The following is a 26283-nucleotide window of genomic DNA, read 5'->3' on the forward strand; positions in this document are numbered from 1 at the left end:
ATGGCGCTCAATCCAGTCCATCGGTGGGCAGGAGAACGCGCACCTGCGGGCGCTTGCCCGACCAGCGTTGGGCGGCCCGTCGCGCGGCCAGTCGCGCAGCTTCGTGCACCGCGCCACGCGATTTCCTGTCCGAGCCTTTCAGCTTGCCAATTGCCGAGCGGATATCCTGCATGGTCTCGGCAACGAAGTCCTCGTAGTCCTCGTCCAGCGGAAGACCGAGGCTGTCGATGATCGGGTTGAGCCGATCGTCCAGCGCGACGATAACGACGCCTTCGTGCATGATCCGGCGTCGCATGACGATGCTGTCGCCATCGGCAGGAGTGATGATATCACCATCAAGAACGAGGCGCCCTGCCCTAACCTCTGCGATCTTGCCCGGCGCGCCCGGTGCAAGGCGGACGATGTCGCCGTTTTGCTGCACCACAGCGTCGGGTATCCCATTGGCAAGCCCGAGCCGCGCCTGCTCCTGCATGTGCCGCATCTCGCCATGCACGGGAACGAGCACTTCGGGCCGTAGCCAGCCATAGAGCGCTTCCAGTTCTGGACGTCCTGGATGCCCTGATACGTGAATCATGCTTTGCCGATCGGTGACCATAGTCACGCCTTTGGAAGCCAAGCGATTCTGGACCGCGCCGATGGCAAGTTCGTTGCCGGGAATTTGGCGACTTGAGAACAGGACCACGTCACCCGAAACCAGTTCTATCGGGTGGTTGTCCTCAGAAATACGCGACAGGGCCGCGCGCGGTTCCCCCTGGCCGCCTGTTGCGAGGATCAGGACCTCTCCGCGCGGCAGAGACATCGCGGTGTCGAAATCGACCGGCTGAGGGAAGTCGGTAAGATAGCCGTTCTGCTGCGCGACATCGATGATGCGATCGAGCGAGCGACCGGCGACGCAAAGCTGGCGCCCGGTTTCTCGCGCCACCTCGCCAAGCGTGTGCAGGCGCGCGACATTGCTGGCGAAGGTCGTGACCAGCACCCGCTTGCCGCCGTGCCGCTGTGCCTCTTCCAGCAGGCCCTTGAACACCGCGCCTTCCGACCCGCTGGGCGCGGGATTGAAGACGTTGGTGCTGTCGCAAACCAGCGCAAGGACACCCTCGTCACCGATTTCCGTAAGCTCTTCTTCGGTTGTTGGTTCACCGATGATCGGGTCTTCATCGAGTTTCCAGTCACCGGTGTGGAAGATCCTGCCATGCGGCGTGTCGATCAGCAGGGCATTGCCCTCGGCGATGGAATGCGCGAGCGGGATATAGGTAACCTCAAACGGACCCACTCGGAAGCTGCCATGGTCTTCCTCGATAATGTGGAGTTCGACCGCGCTTTCGAGGTCGGCTTCCTCCAGCTTGCGCCGGACCAGTTCCGCCGTGAAAGGCGTCGCGTAAATGGGCACGCCGAGGTCGGCCGCGAAATACGGGACCGCGCCAATATGATCCTCATGCGCGTGGGTCAGGACGATGGCCTCGAGGTCCTGCGTGCGCTCTTCGATGAGTTCCAGATCGGCAAAGACGAGATCGACGCCCGGATATTGTCCACCCGAAAAGCTCATGCCGAGATCGACCATCAGCCAGCGGCCCTGGCAGCCGTAGAGATTGACGTTCATCCCGATCTCGCCGGACCCGCCGAGGGCCAGGAACAGCAATTCGTCTTCGGGTTTGAAATTTTTCTTCACGAGGATGCGCGCTCCGCAAGCATTGCCAGGCCTTCAAGGGTGAGATCGCTGTCCACGGCATCGAACAGGTCGGTGATTTCGTCGAACAACAGCGCCAGCCCGCCGGTCGCAACGACCTTGGCCGGGCGGCCGATTTCTTTCTTCATCCGCGCCACAAGCCCTTCGATCAGCGCAACATAGCCCCAGAAGACGCCGATCAGCATCTGGTCTTCGGTATTGCGCCCAATCACGCTCTTGCTTGACGGTTTTTCGATGGCGATGCGCGGCAATTTGGCCGTGTTTCCAACCAACGCGTCGAGCGAAAGGTTGATGCCGGGCGCGATGATGCCGCCCTTGTAGGCGCCGTTGAAATCGACCGCATCGATGGTGGTCGCCGTGCCGAAATCGATGACGATCAAGTCGCCATCGTATTTCGCATGGGCGGCGATAGCGTTCAGCGCACGATCGGCGCCGAGCGAACGCGGTTCATCGACATCCACCTCGATTCCCCAGTCGGTGCCCCCTGCCCCGGCGATCATGGGTTCGACTCCGAAATATTTGCGCGCCAACACGCTCAAGTTGTGGATCGAGCGCGGCACGACCGAGCCGATGATGATTTGCCCGATATCCTTGCGCGAATAGCCCTCGATCTCGAGCAGCTGGAGGAGCCAGACCGCGTATTCGTCACCCGTGCGGCGCGCGTCGGTGGCGATACGCCAGCGCGCCTTGATCTCGGTCCCGTCGAACAGGGCGAAGACCACATTGGTATTCCCGACATCGGCTGCGAGCAGCATGGCTCAGCCCTCCTCGTTTGCGAGCATCACATCGCCTGCATGAATGACACGGCTCTCGCCTCCAGCCAAGCGGAGGCGCAAGGCACCGTCTTCGGTCAATCCAGCGTATTCGCCCAGGATCGGTTCCTCGCCGGGAGGATGGACCCGCAACGAGGTTCCCGGCGGATGCGCCACGCTTTCCCATCGCCGGACAAGCGGTTCAAGGCCAACGCTGCGCCAACGCTCCAGTTCGCGGTCGAAGCTGGCGGCAAGTGAGTGGGCGAAGGTGTCACGCTCGGGCGCCGGGCCGAAGGCTGACAGGGCCACTGTGCGGCGATCGGGCAGGTCGGGTGCGGCAGCCAGGTTCACGCCGATTCCAACTATGATGGCGTCGCCTTCGCGCTCGAGCAGGATGCCGGACAGCTTGGCGCCTGCCAGCATCAGGTCGTTGGGCCATTTGAGCGACAATTCAGACGGGTTTGCGATCAGCGGCACGACCGCCTCGTAAACCGCAAGGGCAGACACGAGTGCCAGGCTGGCCGGGGCCGGATCGCGCTCATGTGGCCGGACAATTGTCGAGCCCATAAAATTGCCATGGCCGTCGAACCAGGTCCGGCCCTGCCGCCCTCGCCCTGCAGTCTGGCGGTCGGCGACCAGCCAGCTGGCCTCGCCCACCGCCTCGCCGGCGCGGAGTTGCGCAGCAAGGTCGGCGTTGGTGCTACCGGTTTCGGGAACCGTGCGGATCAAGCGGCGAAGAACAGCGCCTGCGCCGCCGCACCTGCCATGTCGCTCAGCCACGGCGTGAGCAGATATCCGAGCGGCGAGATCACGAGGACGCTGAGGCCGAGCACGACCCAGTGCGATACCGAGGCCTCGGCGGGGGCTGCACCTTTCGGCTCATCGAAGAACATCACCTTGATGAACTTGATGTAGTAGAAGGCGCCGATCACGCTGGCGGCGATACCGATGGCGGCAAGCGCGATCATGTCTGCCTGCACCGCGGCCTGGAAGACCACGAACTTGGCCCAGAAGCCGAACAGCGGCGGGATACCGGCAAGGCTGAACATCAGGGCCAACAGGCACCAGGCAAGCGCCGGGCTGGTGGTCGAAAGGCCCGAGATATCGTCGAAGGTGGCCAGCGCCTTGCCTTTTGCATCGCGCAGCATGAGCAGGGCAACGAAGCTGCCGATGGTCATGAAGACATAGATGAAGAGATAGACGAGCACGCCTTCGATGCCCTTCGGCGTTGCTGCGGCCAGACCGATCAGGATGAAGCCGACGTTGTTGATCGACGAATAGGCCAGCAGTCGCTTGAGGTTCGCTTGCCCGATTGCGCCGAGCGCACCGACCACGATGGATGCGAGTGCAGCGAAGATGACGATCTGCTGCCATGCTTCGACCTGACCGCCGAAGGGACCGGCTGCCATGCGTACCAGCATTGCGACAGCGGCCACTTTAGGAGCGCTGGCGAAAAAAGCGGTGACCGGCGTCGGCGCGCCTTCATAAACATCGGGGGTCCACATGTGAAAGGGGACAGCAGCGATCTTGAAAGCCACACCGGCGAGTACGAAGACCGTGCCGAACATGGCGCCGGTCGAGAAATCGGCGGTGAACGCGGCCCGGATTCCATCGTAGCTGGTCGTGCCCGAAAAACCGTAGACTAAGCTCACACCGTAAAGGATGATGCCCGAGGCGAGGCCGCCCAGAACGAAGTATTTGAGGCCCGCTTCGCTCGACTTGCCGTCACGCCGCGCAAAGCTGGCGAGGACGTAAGACGAAAGGCTCGACATCTCGAGGCCGATGTAAAGCGTCATCAGGTCGATGGCTGAAACCATCATGCCCATGCCGACCGCGTTGAACAGCATCAACACTGGGTATTCGCCGCGATATTCGCCGCGTGCATCGAAATAGCGCGGGGCCACGATCAGGCATGCGATAGTGGCGATATATACCAGGCTCTTGGCGAAGATCGCGAAATTGTCCGAGCGGAAAAGACCGCTGAACGCATCGGCCGCGACACCTTGCCCGAATAGCGAAAGGTTGAAAACAAGCGCACCGAATAGCGCGGCCACGGCGGCAATCGTGATAGCACGCGCGGCCCTCTCGCCGGTCCACGCCGTCACCAGCAGCAGGACGAGCCCGGTAAGCGAAAGGCCGATCTCGGCGCCGGTGAGGTAAAGGGAGGTCGAATAGGACATCAGTGCTCTCCCTCCCCTTCATGGCTTGCGGCGACAAAGTTGGCAGCGTGGTCCTTCGGCGTGCCGACGGTGAGTTCGCTATCGTACTGCGGGGCGACGCTCGCGAGGCGAGTCTCGAGCGCGGCAATGTCTTGGCGCATGGGGGCGAGGAAGCTTTCTGGGTAGACGCCCATCCACAGCACGGCGGCTGCGATCGGGGCTAGCATGGCCCATTCGCGGGCGTTGAGATCGGTCATGGCGGCGGCATCGGCGTTCCTCTGCTCACCGAACGCCACGCGGCGATAGAGGTAGAGCATGTAGGCCGCACCGAGGATGATGCCGGTGGTGCACACCAGTGTCACGAAGGTCGAAACCTTGTAGATGCCGGCCAGCGCCAGGAATTCGCCGACAAAGTTGCTGGTCCCCGGCAGGCCGACAGAGGCCATGGTGAACAGCAGGAAGAACAGCGCGTACTTCGGCATGTTGATGCTGAGACCGCCGTACCGTGCGATTTCGCGGGTGTGCAGGCGGTCGTAGATGACGCCGACGCACAGGAAGAGCGCGCCCGAGACGAGGCCGTGGCCGAGCATCACCATCATCGCGCCCTCGAGACCCTGCACATTGAAGGCGAACAGGCCCACCATCACGATCGCCATGTGCGCGACCGAAGAATAGGCAATCAGCTTCTTCATGTCGTGCTGAACCAGCGCGACGAGCGAGGTGTAGATCACCGCCACCATCGACAACGCGAAGACCAGCCAGGCAAGGTCCGCGCTCGCATCGGGGAACATGGGCAGGCTAAAGCGGATGAAGCCGTAGCCGCCCAGCTTCAGGAGGACACCAGCGAGTATCACCGAACCGGCGGTCGGTGCCTGCACGTGGGCGTCGGGCAGCCAGGTGTGGACCGGCCACATCGGCATCTTCACCGCGAAGCTGGCGAAGAAGGCAAGCCAGAGCCAGAGCTGCGCGCCGACCGGGAAATCGTACTGCATCAGCGTCGGGATGTCGGAAGTGCCCGCCTCGTTCACCATCCACAGCATGGCGATCAGCATCAGTACCGAGCCAAGCAGCGTGTAGAGGAAGAACTTATAACTCGCGTAGATGCGGTTATCGCCGCCCCACACGCCGATGATGAGATACATCGGGATCAGGCCGGCTTCGAAGAAGATGTAGAACAGGAACAGGTCCTGCGCGGCGAACACGCCGATCATCAGAACTTCCATGAGGAGGAAGGCGGCCATGTATTCGCCGACGCGCTTGGTAATGCCATCCCAACTGGCGAGGATGCAGATCGGCATAAGGAAGACACTGAGCATGATCAGCATCAGCGCGATCCCGTCGATGCCGAGCGCGTATTCGAACCCGGCGAAGAGCTGGGCGCGTTCAGTGAACTGCCACTGGGCGCCCCCGATGTCGTAGTTCAGCCAGAGGATTACCCCCAGGGCGAGATTGATGAGCGTCGCGAACAGCGCGACCATGCGCGCGCTTGAGGCGGTCAGGAACAGGCAGGCGATGGCCGCGACGAGCGGCACGGCGAGCATCAGCGAGAGGATGGGGAACTCCATCAGAACAGCACCCAGGTGATGGCGGCGACAAGCCCGAGGAGCATCACCAGCGCGTAGCTATACAGATATCCGGTCTGGAACTTCTTGGCGCCGACCGAGCCCTTTTCGATCACCCAGGCCACGCCATTGGGGCCGAAGCGGTCGATCGTGCCGATATCGCCGAGTTTCCAGAACTGGCGGCCCAGCCAGAAGGCGGGGACCACGAAGAGGTAGTGGTAGAGCTCGTCGAAATACCACTTGTTGTAGAAGAAGCGGTAGACGGGACCGAGCTGCTCGGCCGCCTTTCCGGGGATGCTGGTGTCCTTGATGTAGGCGAGCCATGCCACGAAGAGGCCGATAAGCATCACAATGAAGGCAGCGTACTTCACGAGGTAAGGCACGTTGTGCATCGCGTGGATCAACGGCTCGTTGTAGAAGATGGATTGACCCCAGAAGGCAGCGTCGTCGAGGAAGGTCGGCGCAAAGACCTGACCGGCTAGCACCGCGCCTACCGACAGAACTCCCAGCGGGATGAGCATCGAAATCGGACTCTCATGCGGGTGATAGCCTGCGGTCCCTGCGTCGTAATGCGGCGATGGTACGGCGTGCTTCACATCTTGGCCGGCATCTTCCTGCTTGGGCGGATTATGCTCGTCCGGCTCGTCATGCCCGGCGTTTACGGCGTGCTGGATGTGGTGACTATCAGCCCAACGGGGTTTGCCCCAGAAGGTGAGGAACATCAGGCGCCAGCTGTAGAAGCTGGTCAGCAGCGCTGCGAGCGTACCCATCCAGAAGGCGAAGTTGCCGAGTTCCGTACCGCGGCCATAGGCCACCTCGAGAATGGCATCCTTCGACCAGAAGCCCGCAAAGCCAGCACCGAGGTGATAGATACCTACGCCGGTAATCGCCAAGGTCCCAGCCAACATAGCCCAAAACGTGAACGGGATTTCCTTACGCAGCGCGCCGTAATAGCGCATGTCCTGCTCGTGGTGCATCGCATGTATGACCGAGCCTGCGCCGAGGAACAGCAGCGCCTTGAAGAAAGCGTGCGTGAACAGGTGGAACATGGCCGCGCCGTACGCGCCCACGCCTGCGGCGAAGAACATGTAGCCCAGCTGCGAACAGGTCGAATAGGCGATGACGCGCTTGATGTCCCACTGGGTCGTGCCGACGGTGGCGGCAAAGATACAAGTAGCGGCGCCGATGAAGGTTACCATGCCGAGCGCGACGGGCGCGGTCTCGAACATGGGGCTAAGGCGGCACACCATGAACACGCCCGCCGTCACCATGGTGGCGGCGTGGATCAAGGCCGAGACCGGCGTCGGGCCTTCCATTGCGTCAGGCAGCCAGGTGTGCAGGCCGAGCTGCGCCGACTTGCCCATTGCGCCGATGAACAGGAGGATGCAGAGCACGTCCATCGTGTGCACGCGCAGGCCGAGGAAGCCGATGGTCGCCCCGCTCATGCCGGGAGCCGCTTCGAGGACCTCGGGGATCGATACTGTGCCGAACACCCAGAAGGTGCCGAAAATGCCCAGCATGAAGCCAAGGTCGCCCACGCGGTTGACCACGAAGGCCTTGATCGCTGCAGCATTAGCGCTGGGCTTCTTGAACCAGAAACCGATCAGCAGGTAGCTGGCCAGACCCACGCCTTCCCAACCGAAGAACATCTGGACGAGGTTGTCGGCCGTCACCAGCATCAGCATGGCGAAGGTGAAGAGCGAGAGGTAGGCGAAGAAACGCGGTTGGTCCGGGTCTTCCTCCATATAGCCCCAGCTATAGAGGTGAACGAGCGCCGAGACGGTGGTGATGACTACCAACATGACGGCGGTCAGCGTGTCGACGCGCAGCGCCCAGTCAAACGACAGCGCGCCTGACTGCACCCAGGTGAGGACTGGCACGACCTCTTCGGATAGACTGCCGCTCACAAAGCCTAGGAAGATCGGCCAACTCAGCGCGCAGGAAATGAACAGCGCGCCGGTCGTGATCGACTTGGCGAAGACGCTGGGCGCGCTCTTGTTGACCAGCCCCGCCACGATGGCAGCGAGAAGGGGCAGGAAGACGATATAGGGAATGAAGCCGTTCACTGATGCTTATCCCTTCATCCGGTTGGCATCGTCGACCGCGATGGTGCCGCGACCACGGAAATAGATGACGAGAATGGCGAGCCCGATAGCCGCCTCGCCCGCGGCGACGGTCAGCACGAACATGGCAAAGACCTGCCCGACGAGATCACCGAGAAAGGCGCTGAAGGCTACGAGGTTGATGTTCACGCTGAGCAGAATGAGTTCGATCGCCATCAGGATGACGATGATGTTCTTCCGGTTGAGGAAGATGCCGAGCACGCCCAGCACGAACAGGATCGCGCTGACGATGACATAGTGTTCGATGCCGATCACAGCTCGACCCCCTCGCCCACGATGGGCTGCTTCATGACAGTTGCCTCGTCGGGATTGCGGCGGTTCTGTTTGCCGATGTCTTGGTGTCCGCGCGTGGTCTTGGGCGGACGATGGGTCAGCACGATCGCACCGATCATCGCGACCAGCAGGATGATCCCCGCCGCCTCGAACAGGAACAGGTACTTGGTATAGAGAAGTGCGCCGATGGCACCCGTGTTGCTCTCCATCATGGCAGGCGCCTCGCTCGCCATCGGCGTTCCGAGCTCCATGACGCCGACACGATATGCGCCCACGCCCAGAACCAATTCGGCAAGCAGTACGAGGGCGATGACCAGCCCAAGCGGTGCGTTCTTCACGAAACCGGCGCGCATCGCGGCGATATCGATGTCGAGCATCATCACTACGAAGAGAAACAGCACCGCGACCGCGCCGACATAAACGATGACCAGCAGCATCGCGATGAATTCCGCTCCGACGAGGACCATCAGGCCCGCGGCGTTGAAGAAGGCGAGGATGAGCCACAGCACGGAATGCACCGGATTGCGCGCCGTGATGACCATCACGGCCGATGCAATCACAAGCACCGCGAACATGTAAAAGGCGATTGTCTGGATCATGATGTCCCGATTTCGATTGCGGCGCGGTTAGCGATAGGGCGCGTCGGCTTCAAGGTTTGCGGCGATCGCCCGCTCCCACTTGTCACCGTTCGCGAGCAGCTTGGCCTTGTCGTAAAGCAGCTCCTCGCGGGTTTCGGTTGCGTATTCGAAGTTCGGACCCTCGACCACGGCATCGACTGGGCAGGCTTCTTGGCAGAAGCCGCAGTATATGCACTTCGTCATGTCGATATCGTAGCGCGTGGTGCGGCGGCTGCCGTCCTCGCGCGGTTCGCTCTCGATGGTGATCGCTTGGGCCGGACAGACGGCCTCGCACAGCTTGCAGGCGATGCAGCGTTCCTCGCCATTGGGATAACGGCGCAGCGCGTGTTCTCCGCGGAAGCGCGGGGAGAGCGGGTTCTTCTCGAACGGATAGTTGATCGTCACCTTGGGCTTGAAAAAATACTTCAGCGTGAGGGCATGCGCCTTCACGAACTCCCAAAGGGTGAAAGACTTGATAAGGTGGGCGACGCTCATGCGGCGGCTCCATAGTGGCCGGTCGCCATGAGGTAACCGGAAATCAGGACGACGAATAACAAGCTCAGCGGAAGGAAAACCTTCCAGCCCAGGCGCATCAACTGGTCGTAGCGATAGCGCGGGACGGTCGCCATGACCCAGCTGAACATGAAGAAGAAGAAGAATGTCTTCAGCAGGATCCACACGATGCCGGGAACCATGTAGAGCGGCTCCCAATCGATCGGGGGCAGCCAGCCACCCCAGAACAGGATCGCGTTGAGCATGCACATAAGGAGGATGTTCGCATACTCGCCCAGCCAGAACAGCGCAAAGGCCATCGAGCTGTATTCGGTCTGGTAACCGGCGACGAGCTCGCTCTCCGCCTCCGTCAGGTCGAAGGGCACGCGCTGCGTTTCGGCCAGGCTGGAGATGAAGAACATCACCCAGATCGGGAACAGCAGCAGGTTGAAGCCAAAGCCGTTCACGATGCCGAGGCCATGCCCCTTCTGCGCCATGACGATCTCGTTCAGGTTGAACGTGCCCGCATAGAGCACCACGCCGACGAGGATGAAGCCGATCGAAACTTCATAGCTGATCATCTGCGCGGCGGCGCGCATGGCTGAAAAGAACGGGTATTTGGAATTCGATGCCCAGCCCGCCATCACCACGCCGTAGACCGACAGCGAGCTGATCGCGAGAATGTAGAGCAGGCCGACATTGATGTTGGCCAGAACGGCGGTCGCGCTGAACGGGATCACCGCCCATGCCGCCAGCGCCACGGTGAAGGTGACGATGGGCGCGAGGATGAAGATGCCCTTGTTCGCCGCGCTCGGGATGATGGTTTCCTGCAGGAAGACCTTCAGGCCGTCGGCGAACGACTGCAGCAGGCCGAAAGGCCCGACCACGTTCGGGCCGCGGCGCAGGTTGATTGCTGCCCAAACCTTGCGGTCGACATAAATGATCATGGCCACGGCCAGCATCAGCGGCAGTGCGATGAGCAGGATGCCTGCCAGCGTGGCGACGGCCCAGGCCCATTCGTAGCTCATGCCGAGGGATTGGAAGAATTCGGTCATTCCGCGGCCTCCGCCAGCTCGACGCCGTGGAGCAGTTCGTCCGAGCAGCGCTGCATCACCGCGCTCGCGCGGGCGATGGGATTGGTGAGGTAGAAGTCCTTGATTGGATAGGCGCTCATCGTGCCTTCGGCCTTGGCCTGGGCATCCGCCTTGGGCAGCGCCCCCAAATCGGCAAGACCTTCTTCGCCCAGCGCCGGGACTTCCTTGATCATGGCCGACTGGAGCGCGGCAAAGCTGTTGAAGCCGACATCGACCTTCAGAGCATCGGCAAGAGCGCGAAGGATCGTCCAGTCTTCGCGGGCATCTCCTGGCGCGAAGACCGCCTTCTCGGCGAACTGCACGCGGCCTTCGGTGTTGACGTAGGTCCCGTCCTTCTCGGCGTAGCTCGCTGCCGGCAGGATGATGTCCGCCGCATGCGCGCCCTTGTCGCCGTGATGGCCAATGTAGACCTTCAGCGCGTCGGCGAAGGGTTCGAAATCCATCTCGTCCGCGCCGAGGCTGATGACGACCTTGGGCTTGGCCTTAACGATATCCGCCATGCCGCCCTTCTGCGCGAAGCCGAGCATCAGCCCGCCCATGCGCGCGGCAGAGAAATGCAGCACGTTGAAATCCGCACCCCACTGGCTTGCCAGCGCCATCGCCTTGCCGTGAGCGCCTTTAAGCGCCCCCCCGCCGACGATCACCGCGCTGCGGTCGGCGTCCTTGAAAGCATCGGAGATGTGGCCCGGTAGGTCGTTCAGGACGGCAAAATCGGTGCCGAGGAATTCGGCCGGATAGGTCGTTTCCCATTCGGGCCCGACGACGAATACCTTCGCACCGCGCTTCACCGCCTTGCGAATACGCACGTTCACCAGCGGGGCTTCCCAGCGAATGTGGCTGCCGACGATCAGGATCGCCTTGGCGTGTTCGAGACCTTCGAAGGTCGAATTGAAATTGACCGCCGCGAGGTTTGAGACGTCGTAATCCATGCCGGTCTGGCGGCCTTCGATCAGGTTCGATCCGCAAGCCCTCAGCAGCGCCTTGGCCGCGAACATGGTCTCGCAATCGACCATGTCGCCGGCAATCGCAGCAATGCTCTTGCCCGGTTTCGCCTTGGCGATCGCCTTGAAAGCCTCATCCCAGCTCGACGGCTCGAAGCCGCCCTTCTTGCGCACGAAGACCTTGTCGAGACGGCGCTTGGACAGGCCGTCGACCATGTAGCGCCCCTTGTCGGACAGCCATTCCTCGTTGACCGCATCGTTGACGCGGGGGAGCGCGCGCATGACTTCGCGGCCACGGCTGTCGAGGCGGATATTCGCGCCGACTGCGTCGGACACGTCGATGCTGAGCGTCTTCTTGAGCTCCCACGGACGCGCTTCGAAGGCATAGGGGCGCGAAGTAAGCGCACCCACCGGACAGAGGTCGATCACATTGGCGGACAGTTCGTGCTCGGCCGCCTGCTCCAGGTAGGTCGTGATCTGCATGTCCTCGCCGCGGCCCACAGCACCGATCTCGTCCACGCCAGCGATCTCTTCGCTAAAGCGCACACAGCGGGTGCAGTGGATGCAGCGGGTCATGACCGTCTTGATCAGCGGGCCCATGTATTTCTCGGTCACCGCGCGCTTGTTTTCTTCATAGCGCGTTGCGCCGCGGCCATAGGCAACCGACTGGTCCTGCAAATCGCATTCGCCGCCCTGATCGCATATCGGGCAATCTAGCGGGTGGTTGATGAGGAGGAATTCCATCACGCCTTCGCGGGCGGTCTTGACCATCTCGCTGTCGGTGCGGATTTCCTGGCCATCGGTGGCGGGAAGTGCACAGCTCGCCTGAGGCTTGGGCGGACCCGGCTTCACTTCGACGAGGCACATGCGGCAGTTGCCGGCAATGCTCAGCCTCTCATGATAGCAGAAGCGCGGGATTTCCTTGCCAGCAAGTTCGCAGGCCTGAAGGACGGTCGCGCCTTCGGGGACTTCGATTTCCTGTCCATCTACTTTGACCTTAGGCATTTGCTACATCCCTGATCTCTTTGGGTGAGATCAAATTCCGTTGACCGGTTAATTCACCGCGCATCCGGAGCGAGAACCCATATTCACGGACAAGCCGGACGGCGTTTTCCTGCTCTTCGACAAAAATTGCGTTTGGCTTGTGATGCTTAGTTTTACCCATTTGCGGGTCGCCAAGTTCATAGAGGCCACGCACATCTGGATCTGGCCAATAGCGCTCGGTCTTGCCAGCAAGTTCGCCCTCAGTGTGAACGCGATCACGATAGACAAGGTGCGTCATTCCGCAGCCTCCGCGAACTTGGCGTTGTGTTCTTCGATCCGGCGTTCGAGCTCGGGGCGGAAGTGGCGGATGAGGCCCTGGATCGGCCATGCCGCTGCATCGCCCAGCGCGCAGATGGTGTGGCCTTCGACCTGCTTGGTGACCTGCTGCAACATGTCGATTTCCTCGATGGCCGCATCGCCGGTGCGCAGGCGTTCCATCATGCGCCACATCCAGCCAGTGCCTTCGCGGCAGGGCGTGCACTGGCCGCAGCTCTCGTGCTTGTAGAAATAGCTGAGACGGGAAATCGCGCGGACGATGTCGGTCGACTTGTCCATCACGATGACACCGGCCGTGCCGAGGCCTGACCCCAAGTCCTTGAGGCCGTCGAAATCCATCGGCGCGTCCCAGATCTGCTCTGCCGGGACCAGCGGAACCGAGGAACCGCCCGGGATGACGGCGAGGAGATTGTCCTTGCCGCCGGTAATGCCGCCGCAATGCTTTTCGATCAGCTCGCTGAAAGGGATCGAGAGCGCTTCCTCGACCACGCAGGGCTTGTTCACATGGCCGCTGATCTGGAAGAGCTTGGTGCCCTTGTTGTTCTCGCGCCCGAAGCTTGAAAACCACGATGCGCCGCGGCGCAGGATGGTCGGGACGACGGCGATCGATTCCACGTTGTTGACCGTGGTCGGGCAGCCATAAAGGCCCGCGCCTGCCGGGAACGGCGGCTTGAGGCGGGGCTGGCCCTTCTTGCCTTCGAGGCTTTCGATCATCGCGGTTTCTTCGCCGCAGATGTAGGCGCCTGCACCGCGGTGCAGGAAGACATCGAAATCATAACCCGACTTCGAGGCGTTCTTGCCGATCAGACCGGCGTCGTAAGCCTCATCGATCGCGGCCTGCAGCACCTCGGCCTCGCGAATGTATTCACCGCGGATGTAGATATAGGCCGCCCTCGCCCGCATGGCATAGCCGGAAACCAACGCGCCTTCGATCAGCTTGTGCGGATCGTGGCGGATGATCTCGCGGTCCTTGCAGGAACCGGGTTCGGATTCGTCGGCGTTGATAACGAGGAAGCTGGGACGTCCGTCCTTCGATTCCTTCGGCATGAACGACCACTTGAGACCGGTCGGGAAGCCTGCTCCGCCGCGACCGCGAAGACCCGAGGCTTTCACTTCCTCGATGATATTGTCGTGACCGCGCGCGATCAGCGACTTGGTATCGTCCCAGTCGCCGCGCGCTTCTGCCGCCTTCAGGCCCCAGTTCTGGAAGCCGTAAAGATTGGTAAAGATGCGATCCTTGTCGGCGAGCATCAGAAGCCTCCCCCAAACACTACCATGGCCGCGACAATCAGGATTGCCACGAGCGCCACGGTCTTGATGATGCCCTTGAGGACCTTCCAGGCGACGACCACCGCGACGATGGCGAGGATGATGGTGAGCCAGTCAGCGCTCATTTCCATTCTCCGCGGTAATCGTGGTTTGCGTCGACCATTTCTTTAAGCGTCGTCGGACCGCCGGCGGGTTCGCTTGTGTGGCGGCCGGGTTCCTGCGTACCGCTCTTGGGCTGCTTGCCCGCGGCCAGTTCGTCGAGGATTTCGTCGAGGCGCTCGGGCGTCAGGTCTTCGTAATTGTCGTCGTTGATCTGAACCATCGGCGCGGTGGCGCAATTGCCCATGCATTCGACTTCGGTGAGGGTCCAGAGGCCATCGTCCGAGACGTGGCCCTTCTTCATGCCGCGCTTCTTGCAGGTCTCGAACAGACCGTCAGAGCCGCGCAGCATGCAAGGCGTCGTGCCGCAGACCTGCACGTGGTACTTACCCACCGGCACCATGTTGTACATGAAATAGAAGCTGGCGACTTCCAGTACGCGGATGACCGGCATGTCGAGATAGTCGGCGACATATTCGATCACCGGCAGCGGCAACCACCCTTGCGTATCGGTTTCCTCGCCGACCTGACGCTGGGCCAGATCGAGCAGCGGCATCACGGCAGAGCGCTGGCGCCCCTCGGGATAGCGCGCAATCGCCTTGTCCGCCTTGGCGCGGTAGCTCTCGGTAAACTCAAAAGCACCCCAGCGCTCGCGCAGTTCGGGAGTATCGGGTGCGGGATTACGGTCAGCCATGCTCGGCCTCCGTTGAAATTCGTTCGTCCCTGATTGCAAGCAAAGACGGGATCACAAAAGCGGCAATGACCACGGCACCAACCGTTATAAGCACATTGAAATCAATCGAACTAAGCAAGTGAAGGACAACCAAGCCTGCCAACGTGTTCAATTCGGCGAAAGTGAGGAGTCCAAGCTTGCTCACCGGTCACACTCCCCAAACACGACGTCGATGGCGCCGAGGATGGCGGTGGCATCGGGCAGCATGTGACCTTTGCACATGAAATCCATTGCTTGAAGGTGGCTGAAGGCCGTCGGGCGGATCTTGCAGCGGTAGGGTTTGTTCGAGCCGTCGCTGACGAGGTAGACGCCGAATTCGCCCTTGGGGCTTTCGGTGGCGACGTAGACTTCGCCCGCGGGTACGTGGAAGCCTTCTGTATAAAGCTTGAAGTGGTGGATCAGCGCTTCCATCGACTGCTTCATCTCGGCGCGCTTGGGCGGCGAAACCTTGCGGTCGTAGCTCGCGATCGGGCCGGTCGGCATGTCGCGCAGACACTGCTTCATGATCTTCGCGCTCTCGTAGACTTCCTTCACGCGTACCACGAAACGGTCGTAGCAGTCCGAATTGGTGCCGACGGGAATATCGAACTCCATCCGGTCGTAGACATCGTAGGGCTGCGATTTGCGCAGGTCCCACGGGACGCCGGCTGCGCGGATCATCGGGCCGGAGAAGCCCCAGGCCACGGCATCGTCCTTGCTGACCACGGCGATATCGACATTGCGCTGCTTGAAGATGCGGTTGTCGAGTACGAGGCTCATCGCATCGCCAAAGAGTTCGGGCAGACGCGTGTCGAGCCATTCGCCGATGTCGACCAGCAGCTTTTCCGGCACGTCCTGATGGACACCGCCCGGGCGCAGATAGGCATGGTGCATTCGCGCGCCGCTCATCCGCTCGAAGAAATTGAGGCAATCCTCGCGCAGTTCGAATACCCACAGGTTCGGCGTCATCGCGCCCACGTCCATGACATGCGCGCCGATATTGAGCATGTGGTTGCAGATGCGCGTAAGCTCGGCGAACAGCACGCGGATGTACTGCGCACGCTCGGGCACCTCGACGTTGAGCAGCTTTTCGATGGCGAGAACGTAGCTGTATTCCTGCGCCAGCGGCGAGCAATAGTCGAGCCGGTCGAAATAGGGCAGCGCCTGCAAATAGGTCTTGTGCTCGATCAGTTTTTCGGTGCCGCGATGCAGCAGGCCGACATGCGGGTCGACGCGTTCGATGATCTCGCCGTCGAGTTCCATCACCATGCGCAGCACGCCGTGCGCAGCGGGGTGCTGGGGGCCGAAGTTGATCGTGTAATTGGTGATCGTCTCGTCGCCGGTGGTCGGCGATTCCTCGATGTGCAGTGCACTACTCATGCGCAGATCCAGTTGCCGGAATAGGTTTGCGAATTGCCGCCTACGTCGCTGACGACGACATTGGCCGGGCGGGACTGCGCCGCGCCTTCGGCAGGCATGATTTGAATGGTGAAGCCTTCGCCCGTGAAGGTCGTGCCCGCCTTGATCGCGGCCAGACCGTCGGGCCCGGAATCGGTTACGACCAGCGCATCGCCCAGGCGGACCACGGCCTTGCCCGGCAGGTCCTCATTCATCCCCGAAGCGATGATCAGCTCCTGGTTCTCGACCATGAAGGTGCAGCCACCGTCACGCGGGCCGAGATTGACGCCACCGATATCCCCAAGACGCTGGAGCTGGGTAAGGTTTGCGCCGGACGGCACGCTTTCTGCCACAGTGTTCGGATTCTCGGAGTCGGCGGCAACCGCGCCTTCCTGCTGGCCGATGCGGCTGGCGAAATCGTCCGCCGATTCCTGCTTCGCGGCCGGTTCCTGGGAACAAGCTGCAAGCGCGAGCAGCGCGAAAGTGGCGACAGCGAAACGCATCACTCGTCGTCCTTCTTCTTGCCCGGAGCCTTGCGCTTGGCAGGCGCCTTCTTGGCCGCAGGCTTTTTCCTGGCGGATACCTTCTTCTTCGGTTCGGTCGCCTTTGCCGTATCGCTCGTCTTGCCCTGGCGCTTGGCGCGGGCGGGACGATCTTCGGTCGGCTTGGGCGGCTCGGCATCCTTGCCGCCTTCCTCTTCCGCCGGAGCGCCTGCGCTGACCTTGTCAGCAGCCTTGTCATCGGCTTTCTTGCCGGCGCCGGTCTGCTTGGGGCTCTCTGTCGTCTTGGGCTCGTCGACCGGCGGCGTGGTTGCCTTCTCGTCACCCGGCAGCACGTAATCCGCACCTTCCCACGGGCTCATGAAGTCGAACTGGCGCAGGTCCTGGGCAAGCTCGACCGGCTCATAGACCACACGCTTCTCGTCTTCCGAATACCGGAGCTCGACATAGCCAGTGAGCGGGAAATCCTTGCGGAAGGGGTGCCCTTCGAAGCCATAGTCAGTCAGGATTCGGCGCAGGTCGGTGTTTCCGTCGAACAGCACACCATACATGTCGAAGACTTCGCGTTCGAGCCAGCCCGCGTTGGGCCAGAGCGTCGTCACGGTCGGCACGGGCGTGTCTTCCGACGCGGTGCACTTGACCATGATCCGGCTATTCTTCGTCAGGCTGAGTAGCATGTAGACGACTTCGAACCGCTCTGCGCGGCTCGGGTAGTCGACCCCTGCGATTTCCATAAGCTGCTGGTAGCCATGATCGTCGCGCAGGATGCGCAGCGCGTCCTCGATCGAGGCGCGGTGCACCGCCAGCAGAAGCTCGCCATGTTCTTCATGCACGGAGACGAGATGGTCGCCAAGCGCTGAGCTTAGTGTGCCCGCCAGCCCGTCGATCTGCGTGAACCGGGGCGCGGAGTGAAGTGTTGCCATCTTACCTGCCCTCAACGCTCGATCGTGCCGACGCGGCGGATTTTCCGCTGCAGCTGCATGACGCCGTAGAGCAGCGCTTCGGCTGTCGGCGGGCAGCCGGGAACGTAGATGTCGACCGGGACGATCCGGTCACACCCGCGCACGACGCTGTAGCTGTAGTGATAGTAGCCGCCGCCATTGGCGCAGCTACCCATCGAGATGACGTATTTCGGTTCCGACATCTGGTCGTAAACCTTGCGCAGCGCAGGTGCCATCTTGTTGCACAGAGTACCGGCGACGATCATCACGTCGCTCTGGCGCGGGGAGGCGCGCGGGGCGACGCCGAAACGCTCCATGTCGTAACGCGGCATGTTGACGTGGATCATCTCGACTGCGCAACACGCGAGGCCGAAGGTCATCCACCACAGCGAACCGGTGCGCGCCCATTGGAAAAGGTCCTCGGTCGAGGTGACTAGGAAACCCTTGTCGTTCACTTCCGTCTGGAGCGCGTTGAAATAGTCCGCATCTGGCTTGCGCATCTCGCCAGGTTGCGCGGTGGGCGAACTGTGAAGCTCTTGATTATGATCTGCCGTAAGCGGACGATAGTGATCAAGACGCGGTATTCTGTCGTTCTCGGAGGCCGAGGAGGTTTTCGGATTACTCATGTCAGTCCCACTCCAGCGCGCCAACTTTCCAGGCGTAGGCGAAGCCTACGATCAGTTCAGCAAGGAAGACCATCATGGTAATCCAGCCCGGCCAGCCCGTCAGGTCGAGGCTGACGGCCCATGGAAACAGGAAGGCCGCTTCGAGGTCGAAGATGATGAACAGGATCGCGACGAGGTAGAAACGCACGTCGAACTGGCTGCGCGGATCTTCGAAAGCGGGAAAGCCGCATTCATATTCGCTGTACTTCTCTGCCGTCGGCTGGTGCGCCCCCGTCAGGCGCGACACGCCCATGGGAAGAAACACGAAGGCCGCAGAAAGGGCCACCGCAATGAACAGGAAGATCAGGATCGGAAGATATTGTTCGAGGTCGACCACGTATGATTCCGTCTGGCACAAGGGTTTCGCGCCCGCCTCTAGGCCCCTCGCCGCGATGGTGCAAGGGTAACGCTCGTTAGATATCCCGCGAATTTCGCAAGGGCTGTTGAGCCAGTGTTAAGACCTTGGCATCATGGCAGCCACGGGATCAATCAACCGGGAAAATAGGCAAAATGATCAAACACGCTCTTTCGGGCGCCGTCATTGCTGCCGGCTTGCTGGCGGCAAGCCCGCTGGCCGCCAAGAACATCGTCGCAGACGTCGACCAGATCGCCAATCTTCTTCGGGCAGAAGGCTACAAAGCCAAGGTCGAAGGCGAAGGCGGCGACCGCCACATCAAGACCGGCATGGCCGGCTACAGCTTCCTCATCCTGCCCTACGACTGCAACGACAAGGGCGATGCGTGCAAGTCGGTTCAATTCTACAAGGCCTTCACGCCCAAGGACAAGCCGACGCTGGAAGAGATGAACTCCTATGCCGCCGAGAACCGCTTCGGTCGCATCTATCTCGATCAGGACCGCGACCCCGCCATCGAGATGGACATCGATCTCGAAGCGGGTGGCATGTCGAAGGAACTGTTCATCGACAACCTCCTCTACTGGGAATCCGTCATGGTCGGTTTTGCAGAGTTCTCCTTCAGCAAGGACAACGATTGATCCGCTGACTTTTAGCCCACCTATCGAGGCTGACGAAAAGGCCGCCCGGTCCAACTGGATCCGGGCGGCCTTTCTGTTCCAAGCGATCGCGTCTTAGTGCGTCACTTCATCATCCCTTTGACGGCCTTCTCCGTCGCCGAACCATAGGGCGGCTTGAACCCACCCAGTTTGGCCACATCGATCTTGGGCTGCGTGTAGACGCTGCGCGCGTGGCTGAATTCGCGGAAGCCCTCGACACCGTGATAACTTCCCATTCCCGAAGGGCCGACGCCGCCGAAGGGCAGGTCTTCCATCGAGACATGGAAGATCACATCGTTCACGGTGACACCGCCGCTGATCGTCTTCGTCAGCACCTTCTCGCGTTCGCTGCTGTCCTCGCCGAAGTAATAGAGGCCAAGCGGGCGGTCATTCTCGTTCACGTAGTCGATCGCATCGTCGATCTGCGTGTAGGTCTTCACCGGCAGGACCGGGCCGAAAATTTCCTCCTGCATGGCCTTCATGTCATCGGTCACGCCCTTGAGGATGGTGAGCGGCATCTTGCGTGCGTTGCTGCTGCCGAAGTCTTCATTGCCCGGATTGACCTCGATCACTTCCGCGCCCTTGTCGCGCGCGTCGGCCACCATGTCCTGCAAGCGGTCGAAGTGGCGGTCGGATACGAGGCTGGCGTAATCCTCGTTCTCCAGCATTGTGGGATACATGTCTGCCGTGCCCTGCCAAACGCCGTGGATCGCCTCGTCCTGCTTGCTTTCGGGAACATACATATAGTCGGGCGCGAGGCAAATCTGACCTGCGTTCATCATCTTGCCCATCGCGATGCGCTCGCCTGCCTTGGCGAAGTCCGCGCTCTCGCCGAGGAAGACCGGGCTCTTGCCGCCCAGTTCCAGCGTAACGGGCACGAGGTTCTTCGAAGCCGCTTCCATCACCTTGCGCCCCGTGGCGGTGGAGCCGGTGAAGACGAGGTGATCGAAGGGCAGCTCGGAAAAGGCCGCCGCGACTTCTGGGCCGCCGGTGAAGACCGCGCATTCGTCGGGCGTGAAGTATTCCTCCACCAGTTCCTTCATCATCAGGCTGGTTTTGGCTGTAAACTCGCTCGGCTTGATCATCGCGCGGTTACCGGCAGCGAAGACCTGCATCAGCGGGCCGAAGGTCAGGTTGACCGGGAAATTCCACGGGCTGAGAATGCCGACAATGCCCTTGGGCTCGTACCGCAGTTCTGCCTTCGCACCGAGCAGGCCGAGCGGGAATTGCACGCTGCGCTTTTCGCTGCGCGACCATTTGTCGACATGCTTGAGGCAGTATTTGCCGAAATTCACCGTACCCGCGATGTCGGTGATCATCGACTGCATCGGCGAGCGGTTGCCGAAATCGGCGCTCATCACCTTGCACAAGTCGTCACCGTGGTCCTTGAGGAGTTTCATCGCGCGCTTGATGCGGTCCTTGCGGGCAGACAGCGGCTCCGGGCGCATCTGGGTGTGGACGGCACGCTGCTTGCGCAGGACATCTTCCATCTCGAGCTTGCGATTGTCCGCCATTTGTATTCTCCCGGGGTCTATGTTGCGCTGCACCAGCACAAGGCCTATCTCGACGACGAGATATTCCAGACTAAGTTCCAGACTACAAGGACAACCACCAGCATGACCCAGTTCAGCGCCACCGACCCCGTCGTCATTCTATCGTACGCCCGCACTCCGATGGGCAGCATGCAGGGGGCGCTGGCCGATGTATCCGCGACCGATCTGGGCGCGACGGCCGTGAAGGCGGCGGTCGAGCGTTCGGGTGTCGCGGCCGACAAGTTCGACCGCACCTACATGGGCTGCGTCCTTCCGGCCGGCCTCGGCCAGGCCCCTGCCCGCCAGGCTTCGATCAAGGCTGGCCTGCCCAAGTCAGTTCAGGCGACCACGGTCAACAAGGTTTGCGGCAGCGGCATGCAGACGGTCATCATGGGCGCGGAAGGGCTCGCCAGCGGCACGATCGACTATGTCGTCGCCGGCGGCATGGAGAGCATGACCAACGCGCCCTACCTCCTCAAGAAGCACCGCAGCGGCGCGCGCATCGGCCATGACACCACCTACGACCATATGTTTCTCGACGGTCTCGAAGACGCGTATGAAGAAGGCCGCGCCATGGGCACCTTCGCGCAGGAAACCGCAAACGACTACCAGCTTACGCGCGAACAGATGGACGATTACTCGATCGAATCGCTACGCCGCGCCAACGCCGCCATCGACAGCGGCGCCTTTGCGGATGAAGTGGTCCCGGTGACGGTCAAGACCCGCAAGGGCGACGTCACGGTCGACAAGGACGAAGCGCCCGGCCGCGGTAATCCCGACAAGATCCCGCAGCTGCGCCCCGCTTTCGCCAAGGACGGTACGATCACGGCGGCGACTTCGTCCTCGATCTCGGACGGCGCGGCCGCCGTTGTCCTCACCCGCGAGAGCGTGGCAAAAGAAAACGGTCAGCAGCCGGTGGCAAAGATCGCCGCCATGGCCGCGCACGCGCAGGAGCCGAGCGAGTTCACCGTCGCACCCATCGGCGCGATCGAGAAGGTTCTCGACAAGGCCGGCTGGAGCGCGGACGATGTCGATCTGTGGGAAGTCAACGAGGCCTTCGCCTGCGTCGCCATGTTCGCCATGCGCGACATCGGCATCCCTCATGAAAAAATCAACGTGAACGGCGGCGGCACGGCCTTGGGCCACCCCATCGGTGCCAGCGGCACGCGCATTATCGTCACGCTGCTCAACGCACTGAAGAGCCAGGGCAAGAAGCGTGGCGTCGCCAGTCTCTGCATCGGCGGCGGCGAGGCGACTGCCGTGGCTGTCGAACTGGTCTGATTGCCGGGACCCTTCCCCGCACCAACAGCGTTGGTGCGGGAAAGGGGAATAGCTATGAAGAGACTGATGGTTGTCGCGGCCTGCGGAATGCTCGCAGCTTGCGGATCGAACGAGGCCGAAGAGCCGGTCAATCCGATCGAGACCACGGCGCCTGCCGGCACCACCGACACCGCTACGGCGGGTCAGATGGCAGGCACCTACGAAATGACCATGGATGACGGCACGGTCGTCCGCCAGCAGGTCAACGCCGATGGCACCTATGTCGATACCGATATGGAGGGCAATGAGCTGGAACGTGGTACCTGGCGCCAGCAAGGCGACCAGCTTTGCTATGATGCCAATGGTGCGGACCCGGAAGAATGCTGGACCGGTGGAACGCCGGCCGCGGACGGCACCTTCGAAGCGACCGGAGCCGATGGCACGTCCAGTACCGTGCGCCGCGTTCAGGACGAGCCGGTGATGTAACGTGTCGCGTTTTTTCGCAAAGTACGATACGGGCGGTCCGGTGGGCCGCCCTTTCTCGTTTTGCGCGAGATTTGATTTGCGTACCCTTGCCATTCTCGCCCCCTTGACCCTCGCCGCCTGTGGTCAGGCTTCCGAACCGGAGGCTCAGCCCGAGAGCACGGCGCAGGCCGAAGCGCCCTCGCCCGAATTCTATACCATGGACCCCGTTACGTTCGACATCGTGGGAGAAAACGTGGTCTACGCGACCACCGAACTGCGCGAGGACGGGACCTACATCGACAGCGCCGAGGGGCAGGAAGGGGGCCGGGGCACGTGGAAAGCGGATGGCCCGGAGGTCTGTTTCGATCCCGAAGGCGATGACGAGGGCCAGCAGGAACGCTGCTGGACGAACTCGCCGATGTTACCCGACGGTTCGTTCGTCACGACCCGCGACGACGGCAGCGAAAGCTATACGGTCAAGCCGCGCGCAGCAGAGTAATTAGGGCTCGCCCGCGCCCCACAGTTGGGTCTGACGCACCCAGCCCGACCGCTTGCCGACGCTCATCTCGCACCAGCCCCGCGCGCAATCGCCCAGCGTGCCGACGACGCCGGGGGCAAGCTGCCACTTGATCGGCGCGCTGGCGTCGGCGTCTTCTCGCATGGGAGCGGCGTCCTTCCCGATGACCATGGCGCCGCGTGCGGGGTCGAGTAGGCGTGAGGCCACCCAGCCCCGCGTGCCGTCCGGATCCTCGATCAGGCGCCAGCCCTCCATCACGCGCACGACTTTCACAGGTAGGCCCTTGCGGCGATAAACCCAGTCGATCTTGTAGTCCGCGCTCGGCCCCACGCGCATGTTGATTTCGTTCGCCCGCAGGCTCGCCCAATAGGGCACTTCGCGGTCCTGCGCCTGCGCAGGCGTGCCGAGCAGCGTAAGTGCCGCGAGAGTAAGGATTAAACGCTGGATCATTGCCCCTGTCCAATAGCCGCAGGCTTGCTCCCAAACAAGCGCCGCTTGACCGCTCCAATGCCATAAGCGTAGCGAGCGTGATTGCATGGAACCGACAAGCGAAAGCAACCTCGCGCCGCAAAAGCGGCTGACCCGAACTCCCCGCGTCACCGTTACCCGGAGGCTGGGCCCGGCGGTGGAAGAGCGCATGGGCGAACTCTTCGAGGTGCGCACGAACGCGAGCGACATGCCGCTGACGCGCGAACAGCTGGTCGAGGCAATGCAGGAGTGCGATGTCCTCGTGCCTACGGTCACCGACCGGATCGATGCCGAGATGATTGCGCAGGCCGGCGAGGACCTCGGCCTGATCGCCAACTTCGGCGCCGGGACAGAACATATCGACCTCGTGGCCGCGGCGAAACGCAAGATCATCGTCACCAACACGCCCGGCGTTTTCACCGACGACACGGCCGACCTCACCATGGCGGGAATCATCGGTGTGCCGCGCCGTATCCGCGAGGGCGTGCAGCTCATCCGCAGCGGCGAATGGACCGGCTGGGCGCCCACCGCCATGCTTGGCCGCAAGCTGGGCGGCAAGACGCTCGGCATCGTGGGCATGGGCCGGATCGGCCAGGCGGTCGCCCACCGGGCCCGCGCCTTCGGTCTCGAAATCGCCTATCACAACCGCAAGCGCCTGCCGGTGGCAGTGGAGCGCATGTTCGGCGCGCGCTGGGTCGACACGCTAGACGAACTGGTGGCCGAGGCCGACATCCTCACTCTGCACTGCCCGGCAAGCCCCGAAAGCCGCCACATGATCGACGCGCGGCGCCTCTCGCTGATGAAGAAAGGCGCCTGCCTCATCAACACCGCCCGCGGCGACCTGGTGGACCAGGAGGCGCTCATCGCGGCGCTGGAAAGCGGCCAGCTAGAGGGTGCAGGCCTCGATGTCTATCCCGACGAGCCCAAGGTCGACGAGCGACTCATCCGTCACCCCAACGTGATGACCCTGCCCCACATCGGCAGCGCCACGCGCGAAGGGCGCGAGGATTCGGGCATGAAGGTCATCGCCAATATCCGCATGTGGGCCGATGGTCACCGCCCGCCCGACCAGGTGCTGAGCGGCCTTGCCTGACAGGGCTTGCCCCTTACGTGCCATGCTGTAAGCGGCTATTCCCATGGACGAATTTGCCGCTAGGATCGAAGCTCTCGAGCACCTGTGGATGCGCAGCTGGGTGCAGCGCGACCGCAACCAGATGAAGAAACTCGCCGCGCGCGAATTCATCTTCCTGCTGGGCTCGACCAAGCCCGCCATTCTCGACCGGGCCAGCTGGCTGGAAGCGGCCACCACGCGCTTTCGCTGCAACGGCTACCGCTTCGACGAAGTCTACGTCCGCCGCCACGGTCCCACCGCCGTCTTCGCCACCCGCCTGACGCTGGACGCGATGATGGGCGAGCACGAGTGGTCGGGCGACACCTGGCTCATGGACCTGTGGCAAAAGGGCAAGGTGAGCCGCAAATGGCGGATCGTCGAACGCACCCTCTCGCGGCCCGACACCGACGAGAAAATGCCCGAAGCGATCAAGTCGATGCAGCTCTGGCGTTAGGCTACCGCTGGTAGGACGGGGATACTGCCCGGGATGCGCACGGGAGTTTCCGGATCACAGGTTATCCTGCTGCGGCATGCCCAGAACGTGGAATCCGCCGTCGACGCGCAGGATCTCGCCGGTCGTGCAAGACCCTGCATCCGAGCATAGGTAGACCGCCGTCCCGCCCACCGCATCGAGCGTTGCGTTGCTACGCATCGGCGCATTGGCCTCGGTGTGCTTGTAGGTTCGCCGCGCGCCGCCGATGGCCGAGCCAGCCAGAGTTTTCATCGGGCCGGGGCTGATCGCGTTGACCCGGATGCCATCCGGTCCAAGATCGTTGGCCAGATAGCGGACGCTGGCTTCGAGCGCGGCCTTTGCAACGCCCATGACGTTGTAATTCGGCGTCACGCGCGTCGATCCCATATAGGTGAGAGTCAGCAAGGTGCCACCATTCTCCACCATCATGGGATGAGCGCGGCGCGCCACCTCGATGAAGCTGTAGGCGGAGATATCCAGCGAGTTCTTGAAGTTGGCGCGCGAGGTATCGAGGATGCGGCCGGTCAGCTCCGATTTGTCGGAATACGCAATCGCGTGCACGACGAAGTCGAGACGCCCCCAACGCTTCTCCAGTTCAGCAAAAGCGGCGTCCATTGAGGCTTCGTCGGTCACATCGACATCGAGCATGAAATCCGATCCGACGCTTTGGGCCAGGGGCTCGAGCCGCTTGCCGAAAGCATCTCCCTGGTAGGTGAACGCCAGTTCGGCGCCCGCCTCGGCACAGGCCTTCGCGATGCCCCATGCAATCGAGCGGTCGTTGGCGACGCCCATGATGAGCCCGCGTTTACCTTCAAGAACGCTCGTCATTTCTCTTCCCTTCCGCCA

The 26283-nt window shown here is 62.1% G+C and carries 30 protein-coding genes; 6 read left to right on the forward strand and 24 right to left on the reverse strand.

Annotated elements, in window-relative coordinates; all coding sequences use genetic code 11:
• Positions 1 to 7: 7 nt before the first annotated feature.
• The 21 genes from ED21_RS02230 to ndhC all read right to left on the reverse strand — a co-directional run bounded on the left by ED21_RS02230 (position 8) and on the right by ndhC (position 18938).
• The gene (locus ED21_RS02230) at positions 8 to 1666 is read right to left on the reverse strand and encodes a ribonuclease J (protein WP_006832194.1); all 1659 of its coding nucleotides are present in this window, start codon (positions 1664 to 1666) and stop codon (positions 8 to 10) included.
• Positions 1663 to 2439, reverse strand: a complete 777-nt coding sequence (locus tag ED21_RS02235) for a type III pantothenate kinase (RefSeq protein ID WP_006832195.1) — start codon at positions 2437 to 2439, stop codon at positions 1663 to 1665. The genes ED21_RS02230 and ED21_RS02235 overlap by 4 nt, the downstream gene beginning before the upstream one ends.
• 3 nt (positions 2440 to 2442) lie before the next feature.
• Positions 2443 to 3165: a biotin--[acetyl-CoA-carboxylase] ligase gene (locus ED21_RS02240; protein WP_006832196.1), complete on the reverse strand. Its 723-nt coding sequence runs from the start codon at positions 3163 to 3165 to the stop codon at positions 2443 to 2445.
• Positions 3162 to 4616: an NADH-quinone oxidoreductase subunit NuoN gene (nuoN, locus tag ED21_RS02245; protein WP_006832197.1), complete on the reverse strand. Its 1455-nt coding sequence runs from the start codon at positions 4614 to 4616 to the stop codon at positions 3162 to 3164. Before nuoN ends, ED21_RS02240 begins: the two co-directional genes overlap by 4 nt.
• Positions 4616 to 6160, reverse strand: coding sequence for an NADH-quinone oxidoreductase subunit M (locus ED21_RS02250; protein WP_006832198.1), 1545 nt, complete (start codon positions 6158 to 6160; stop codon positions 4616 to 4618). Before ED21_RS02250 ends, nuoN begins: the two co-directional genes overlap by 1 nt.
• Positions 6160 to 8223 carry an NADH-quinone oxidoreductase subunit L gene (gene nuoL, locus ED21_RS02255; RefSeq protein WP_006832199.1) on the reverse strand — a complete coding sequence of 688 codons (2064 nt, stop codon included), beginning with the start codon at positions 8221 to 8223 and terminating at the stop codon, positions 6160 to 6162. Before nuoL ends, ED21_RS02250 begins: the two co-directional genes overlap by 1 nt.
• Positions 8224 to 8229: 6 nt before the next feature.
• Positions 8230 to 8535 carry an NADH-quinone oxidoreductase subunit NuoK gene (nuoK, locus tag ED21_RS02260; protein ID WP_006832200.1) on the reverse strand — a complete coding sequence of 102 codons (306 nt, stop codon included), beginning with the start codon at positions 8533 to 8535 and terminating at the stop codon, positions 8230 to 8232.
• Positions 8532 to 9152: an NADH-quinone oxidoreductase subunit J gene (locus ED21_RS02265; protein ID WP_006832201.1), complete on the reverse strand. Its 621-nt coding sequence runs from the start codon at positions 9150 to 9152 to the stop codon at positions 8532 to 8534. The genes nuoK and ED21_RS02265 overlap by 4 nt, the downstream gene beginning before the upstream one ends.
• A 27-nt stretch (positions 9153 to 9179) precedes the next feature.
• Positions 9180 to 9665 (reverse strand): NADH-quinone oxidoreductase subunit NuoI, encoded by a 486-nt coding sequence (gene nuoI / locus ED21_RS02270; protein WP_006832202.1) that lies wholly within the window; start codon positions 9663 to 9665, stop codon positions 9180 to 9182.
• Positions 9662 to 10717 (reverse strand): NADH-quinone oxidoreductase subunit NuoH, encoded by a 1056-nt coding sequence (gene nuoH, locus ED21_RS02275; protein ID WP_006832203.1) that lies wholly within the window; start codon positions 10715 to 10717, stop codon positions 9662 to 9664. The genes nuoI and nuoH overlap by 4 nt, the downstream gene beginning before the upstream one ends.
• Positions 10714 to 12702 carry an NADH-quinone oxidoreductase subunit NuoG gene (gene nuoG / locus ED21_RS02280; protein ID WP_006832204.1) on the reverse strand — a complete coding sequence of 663 codons (1989 nt, stop codon included), beginning with the start codon at positions 12700 to 12702 and terminating at the stop codon, positions 10714 to 10716. Before nuoG ends, nuoH begins: the two co-directional genes overlap by 4 nt.
• On the reverse strand, positions 12695 to 12979 hold the full coding sequence (locus ED21_RS02285) for a hypothetical protein (protein WP_006832205.1): 285 nt from the start codon (positions 12977 to 12979) through the stop codon (positions 12695 to 12697). Before ED21_RS02285 ends, nuoG begins: the two co-directional genes overlap by 8 nt.
• The gene (nuoF, locus tag ED21_RS02290; protein WP_006832206.1) at positions 12976 to 14268 is read right to left on the reverse strand and encodes an NADH-quinone oxidoreductase subunit NuoF; all 1293 of its coding nucleotides are present in this window, start codon (positions 14266 to 14268) and stop codon (positions 12976 to 12978) included. Before nuoF ends, ED21_RS02285 begins: the two co-directional genes overlap by 4 nt.
• A complete protein-coding gene (locus tag ED21_RS15575) occupies positions 14268 to 14411 on the reverse strand; it encodes a hypothetical protein (RefSeq protein WP_006832207.1) in 144 nt (47 codons plus the stop codon). Before ED21_RS15575 ends, nuoF begins: the two co-directional genes overlap by 1 nt.
• Positions 14408 to 15079, reverse strand: a complete 672-nt coding sequence (nuoE, locus tag ED21_RS02295) for an NADH-quinone oxidoreductase subunit NuoE (protein WP_006832208.1) — start codon at positions 15077 to 15079, stop codon at positions 14408 to 14410. Before nuoE ends, ED21_RS15575 begins: the two co-directional genes overlap by 4 nt.
• Positions 15072 to 15263 carry a hypothetical protein gene (locus tag ED21_RS02300; RefSeq protein ID WP_006832209.1) on the reverse strand — a complete coding sequence of 64 codons (192 nt, stop codon included), beginning with the start codon at positions 15261 to 15263 and terminating at the stop codon, positions 15072 to 15074. The genes nuoE and ED21_RS02300 overlap by 8 nt, the downstream gene beginning before the upstream one ends.
• A complete protein-coding gene (locus ED21_RS02305) occupies positions 15260 to 16477 on the reverse strand; it encodes an NADH-quinone oxidoreductase subunit D (protein WP_006832210.1) in 1218 nt (405 codons plus the stop codon). The genes ED21_RS02300 and ED21_RS02305 overlap by 4 nt, the downstream gene beginning before the upstream one ends.
• Positions 16474 to 16998 carry a hypothetical protein gene (locus ED21_RS02310; RefSeq protein ID WP_006832211.1) on the reverse strand — a complete coding sequence of 175 codons (525 nt, stop codon included), beginning with the start codon at positions 16996 to 16998 and terminating at the stop codon, positions 16474 to 16476. The genes ED21_RS02305 and ED21_RS02310 overlap by 4 nt, the downstream gene beginning before the upstream one ends.
• Positions 16998 to 17918, reverse strand: coding sequence for an NADH-quinone oxidoreductase subunit C (locus tag ED21_RS02315; protein ID WP_006832212.1), 921 nt, complete (start codon positions 17916 to 17918; stop codon positions 16998 to 17000). Before ED21_RS02315 ends, ED21_RS02310 begins: the two co-directional genes overlap by 1 nt.
• 11 nt (positions 17919 to 17929) lie before the next feature.
• The gene (locus ED21_RS02320; RefSeq protein ID WP_006832213.1) at positions 17930 to 18436 is read right to left on the reverse strand and encodes an NADH-quinone oxidoreductase subunit B family protein; all 507 of its coding nucleotides are present in this window, start codon (positions 18434 to 18436) and stop codon (positions 17930 to 17932) included.
• Between the two features lie 127 nt (positions 18437 to 18563).
• A complete protein-coding gene (ndhC, locus tag ED21_RS02325) occupies positions 18564 to 18938 on the reverse strand; it encodes an NADH-quinone oxidoreductase subunit A (protein ID WP_006832214.1) in 375 nt (124 codons plus the stop codon).
• 173 nt (positions 18939 to 19111) lie between these two features.
• On the opposite strand from ndhC, the gene ED21_RS14600 reads away from it, so the two are divergent.
• Complete coding sequence (locus ED21_RS14600; protein WP_006832215.1) at positions 19112 to 19594, forward strand: YbjN domain-containing protein; 483 nt, start codon at positions 19112 to 19114, stop codon at positions 19592 to 19594.
• A 101-nt stretch (positions 19595 to 19695) separates the two neighbouring features.
• On the opposite strand, the gene ED21_RS02340 is transcribed toward ED21_RS14600, so the two are convergent.
• Positions 19696 to 21126, reverse strand: coding sequence for a coniferyl aldehyde dehydrogenase (locus tag ED21_RS02340; RefSeq protein ID WP_006832216.1), 1431 nt, complete (start codon positions 21124 to 21126; stop codon positions 19696 to 19698).
• 102 nt (positions 21127 to 21228) lie between these two features.
• Here ED21_RS02340 and ED21_RS02345 point away from each other — a divergent pair, with 102 nt between their 5' ends.
• From ED21_RS02345 to ED21_RS02355, 3 genes are all read left to right on the forward strand, one after another.
• The gene (locus ED21_RS02345; protein ID WP_034921235.1) at positions 21229 to 22425 is read left to right on the forward strand and encodes an acetyl-CoA C-acyltransferase; all 1197 of its coding nucleotides are present in this window, start codon (positions 21229 to 21231) and stop codon (positions 22423 to 22425) included.
• A gap of 54 nt (positions 22426 to 22479) precedes the next feature.
• Complete coding sequence (locus ED21_RS02350) at positions 22480 to 22890, forward strand: hypothetical protein (protein ID WP_006832218.1); 411 nt, start codon at positions 22480 to 22482, stop codon at positions 22888 to 22890.
• A gap of 76 nt (positions 22891 to 22966) precedes the next feature.
• A complete protein-coding gene (locus ED21_RS02355) occupies positions 22967 to 23368 on the forward strand; it encodes a hypothetical protein (RefSeq protein WP_156787224.1) in 402 nt (133 codons plus the stop codon).
• Here the strand turns inward: ED21_RS02355 and ED21_RS02360 are convergent, their stop codons facing one another.
• Positions 23369 to 23836, reverse strand: coding sequence for an SH3 domain-containing protein (locus ED21_RS02360; protein WP_006832220.1), 468 nt, complete (start codon positions 23834 to 23836; stop codon positions 23369 to 23371). It abuts the gene before it with no gap.
• A gap of 85 nt (positions 23837 to 23921) precedes the next feature.
• Between ED21_RS02360 and ED21_RS02365 the strand changes: the two genes are divergently transcribed.
• Positions 23922 to 24947, forward strand: coding sequence for a D-glycerate dehydrogenase (locus ED21_RS02365; RefSeq protein WP_006832221.1), 1026 nt, complete (start codon positions 23922 to 23924; stop codon positions 24945 to 24947).
• A 43-nt stretch (positions 24948 to 24990) separates the two neighbouring features.
• A complete protein-coding gene (locus tag ED21_RS02370) occupies positions 24991 to 25419 on the forward strand; it encodes a nuclear transport factor 2 family protein (RefSeq protein ID WP_006832222.1) in 429 nt (142 codons plus the stop codon).
• A gap of 54 nt (positions 25420 to 25473) precedes the next feature.
• Here the strand turns inward: ED21_RS02370 and ED21_RS02375 are convergent, their stop codons facing one another.
• A complete protein-coding gene (locus ED21_RS02375) occupies positions 25474 to 26265 on the reverse strand; it encodes an enoyl-ACP reductase (protein ID WP_006832223.1) in 792 nt (263 codons plus the stop codon).
• Between the last annotated feature and the right edge of the window lie 18 nt (positions 26266 to 26283).

It is taken from the genome of Erythrobacter sp. SD-21, from assembly GCF_000181515.1.
Taxonomy (GTDB): domain Bacteria; phylum Pseudomonadota; class Alphaproteobacteria; order Sphingomonadales; family Sphingomonadaceae; genus Qipengyuania.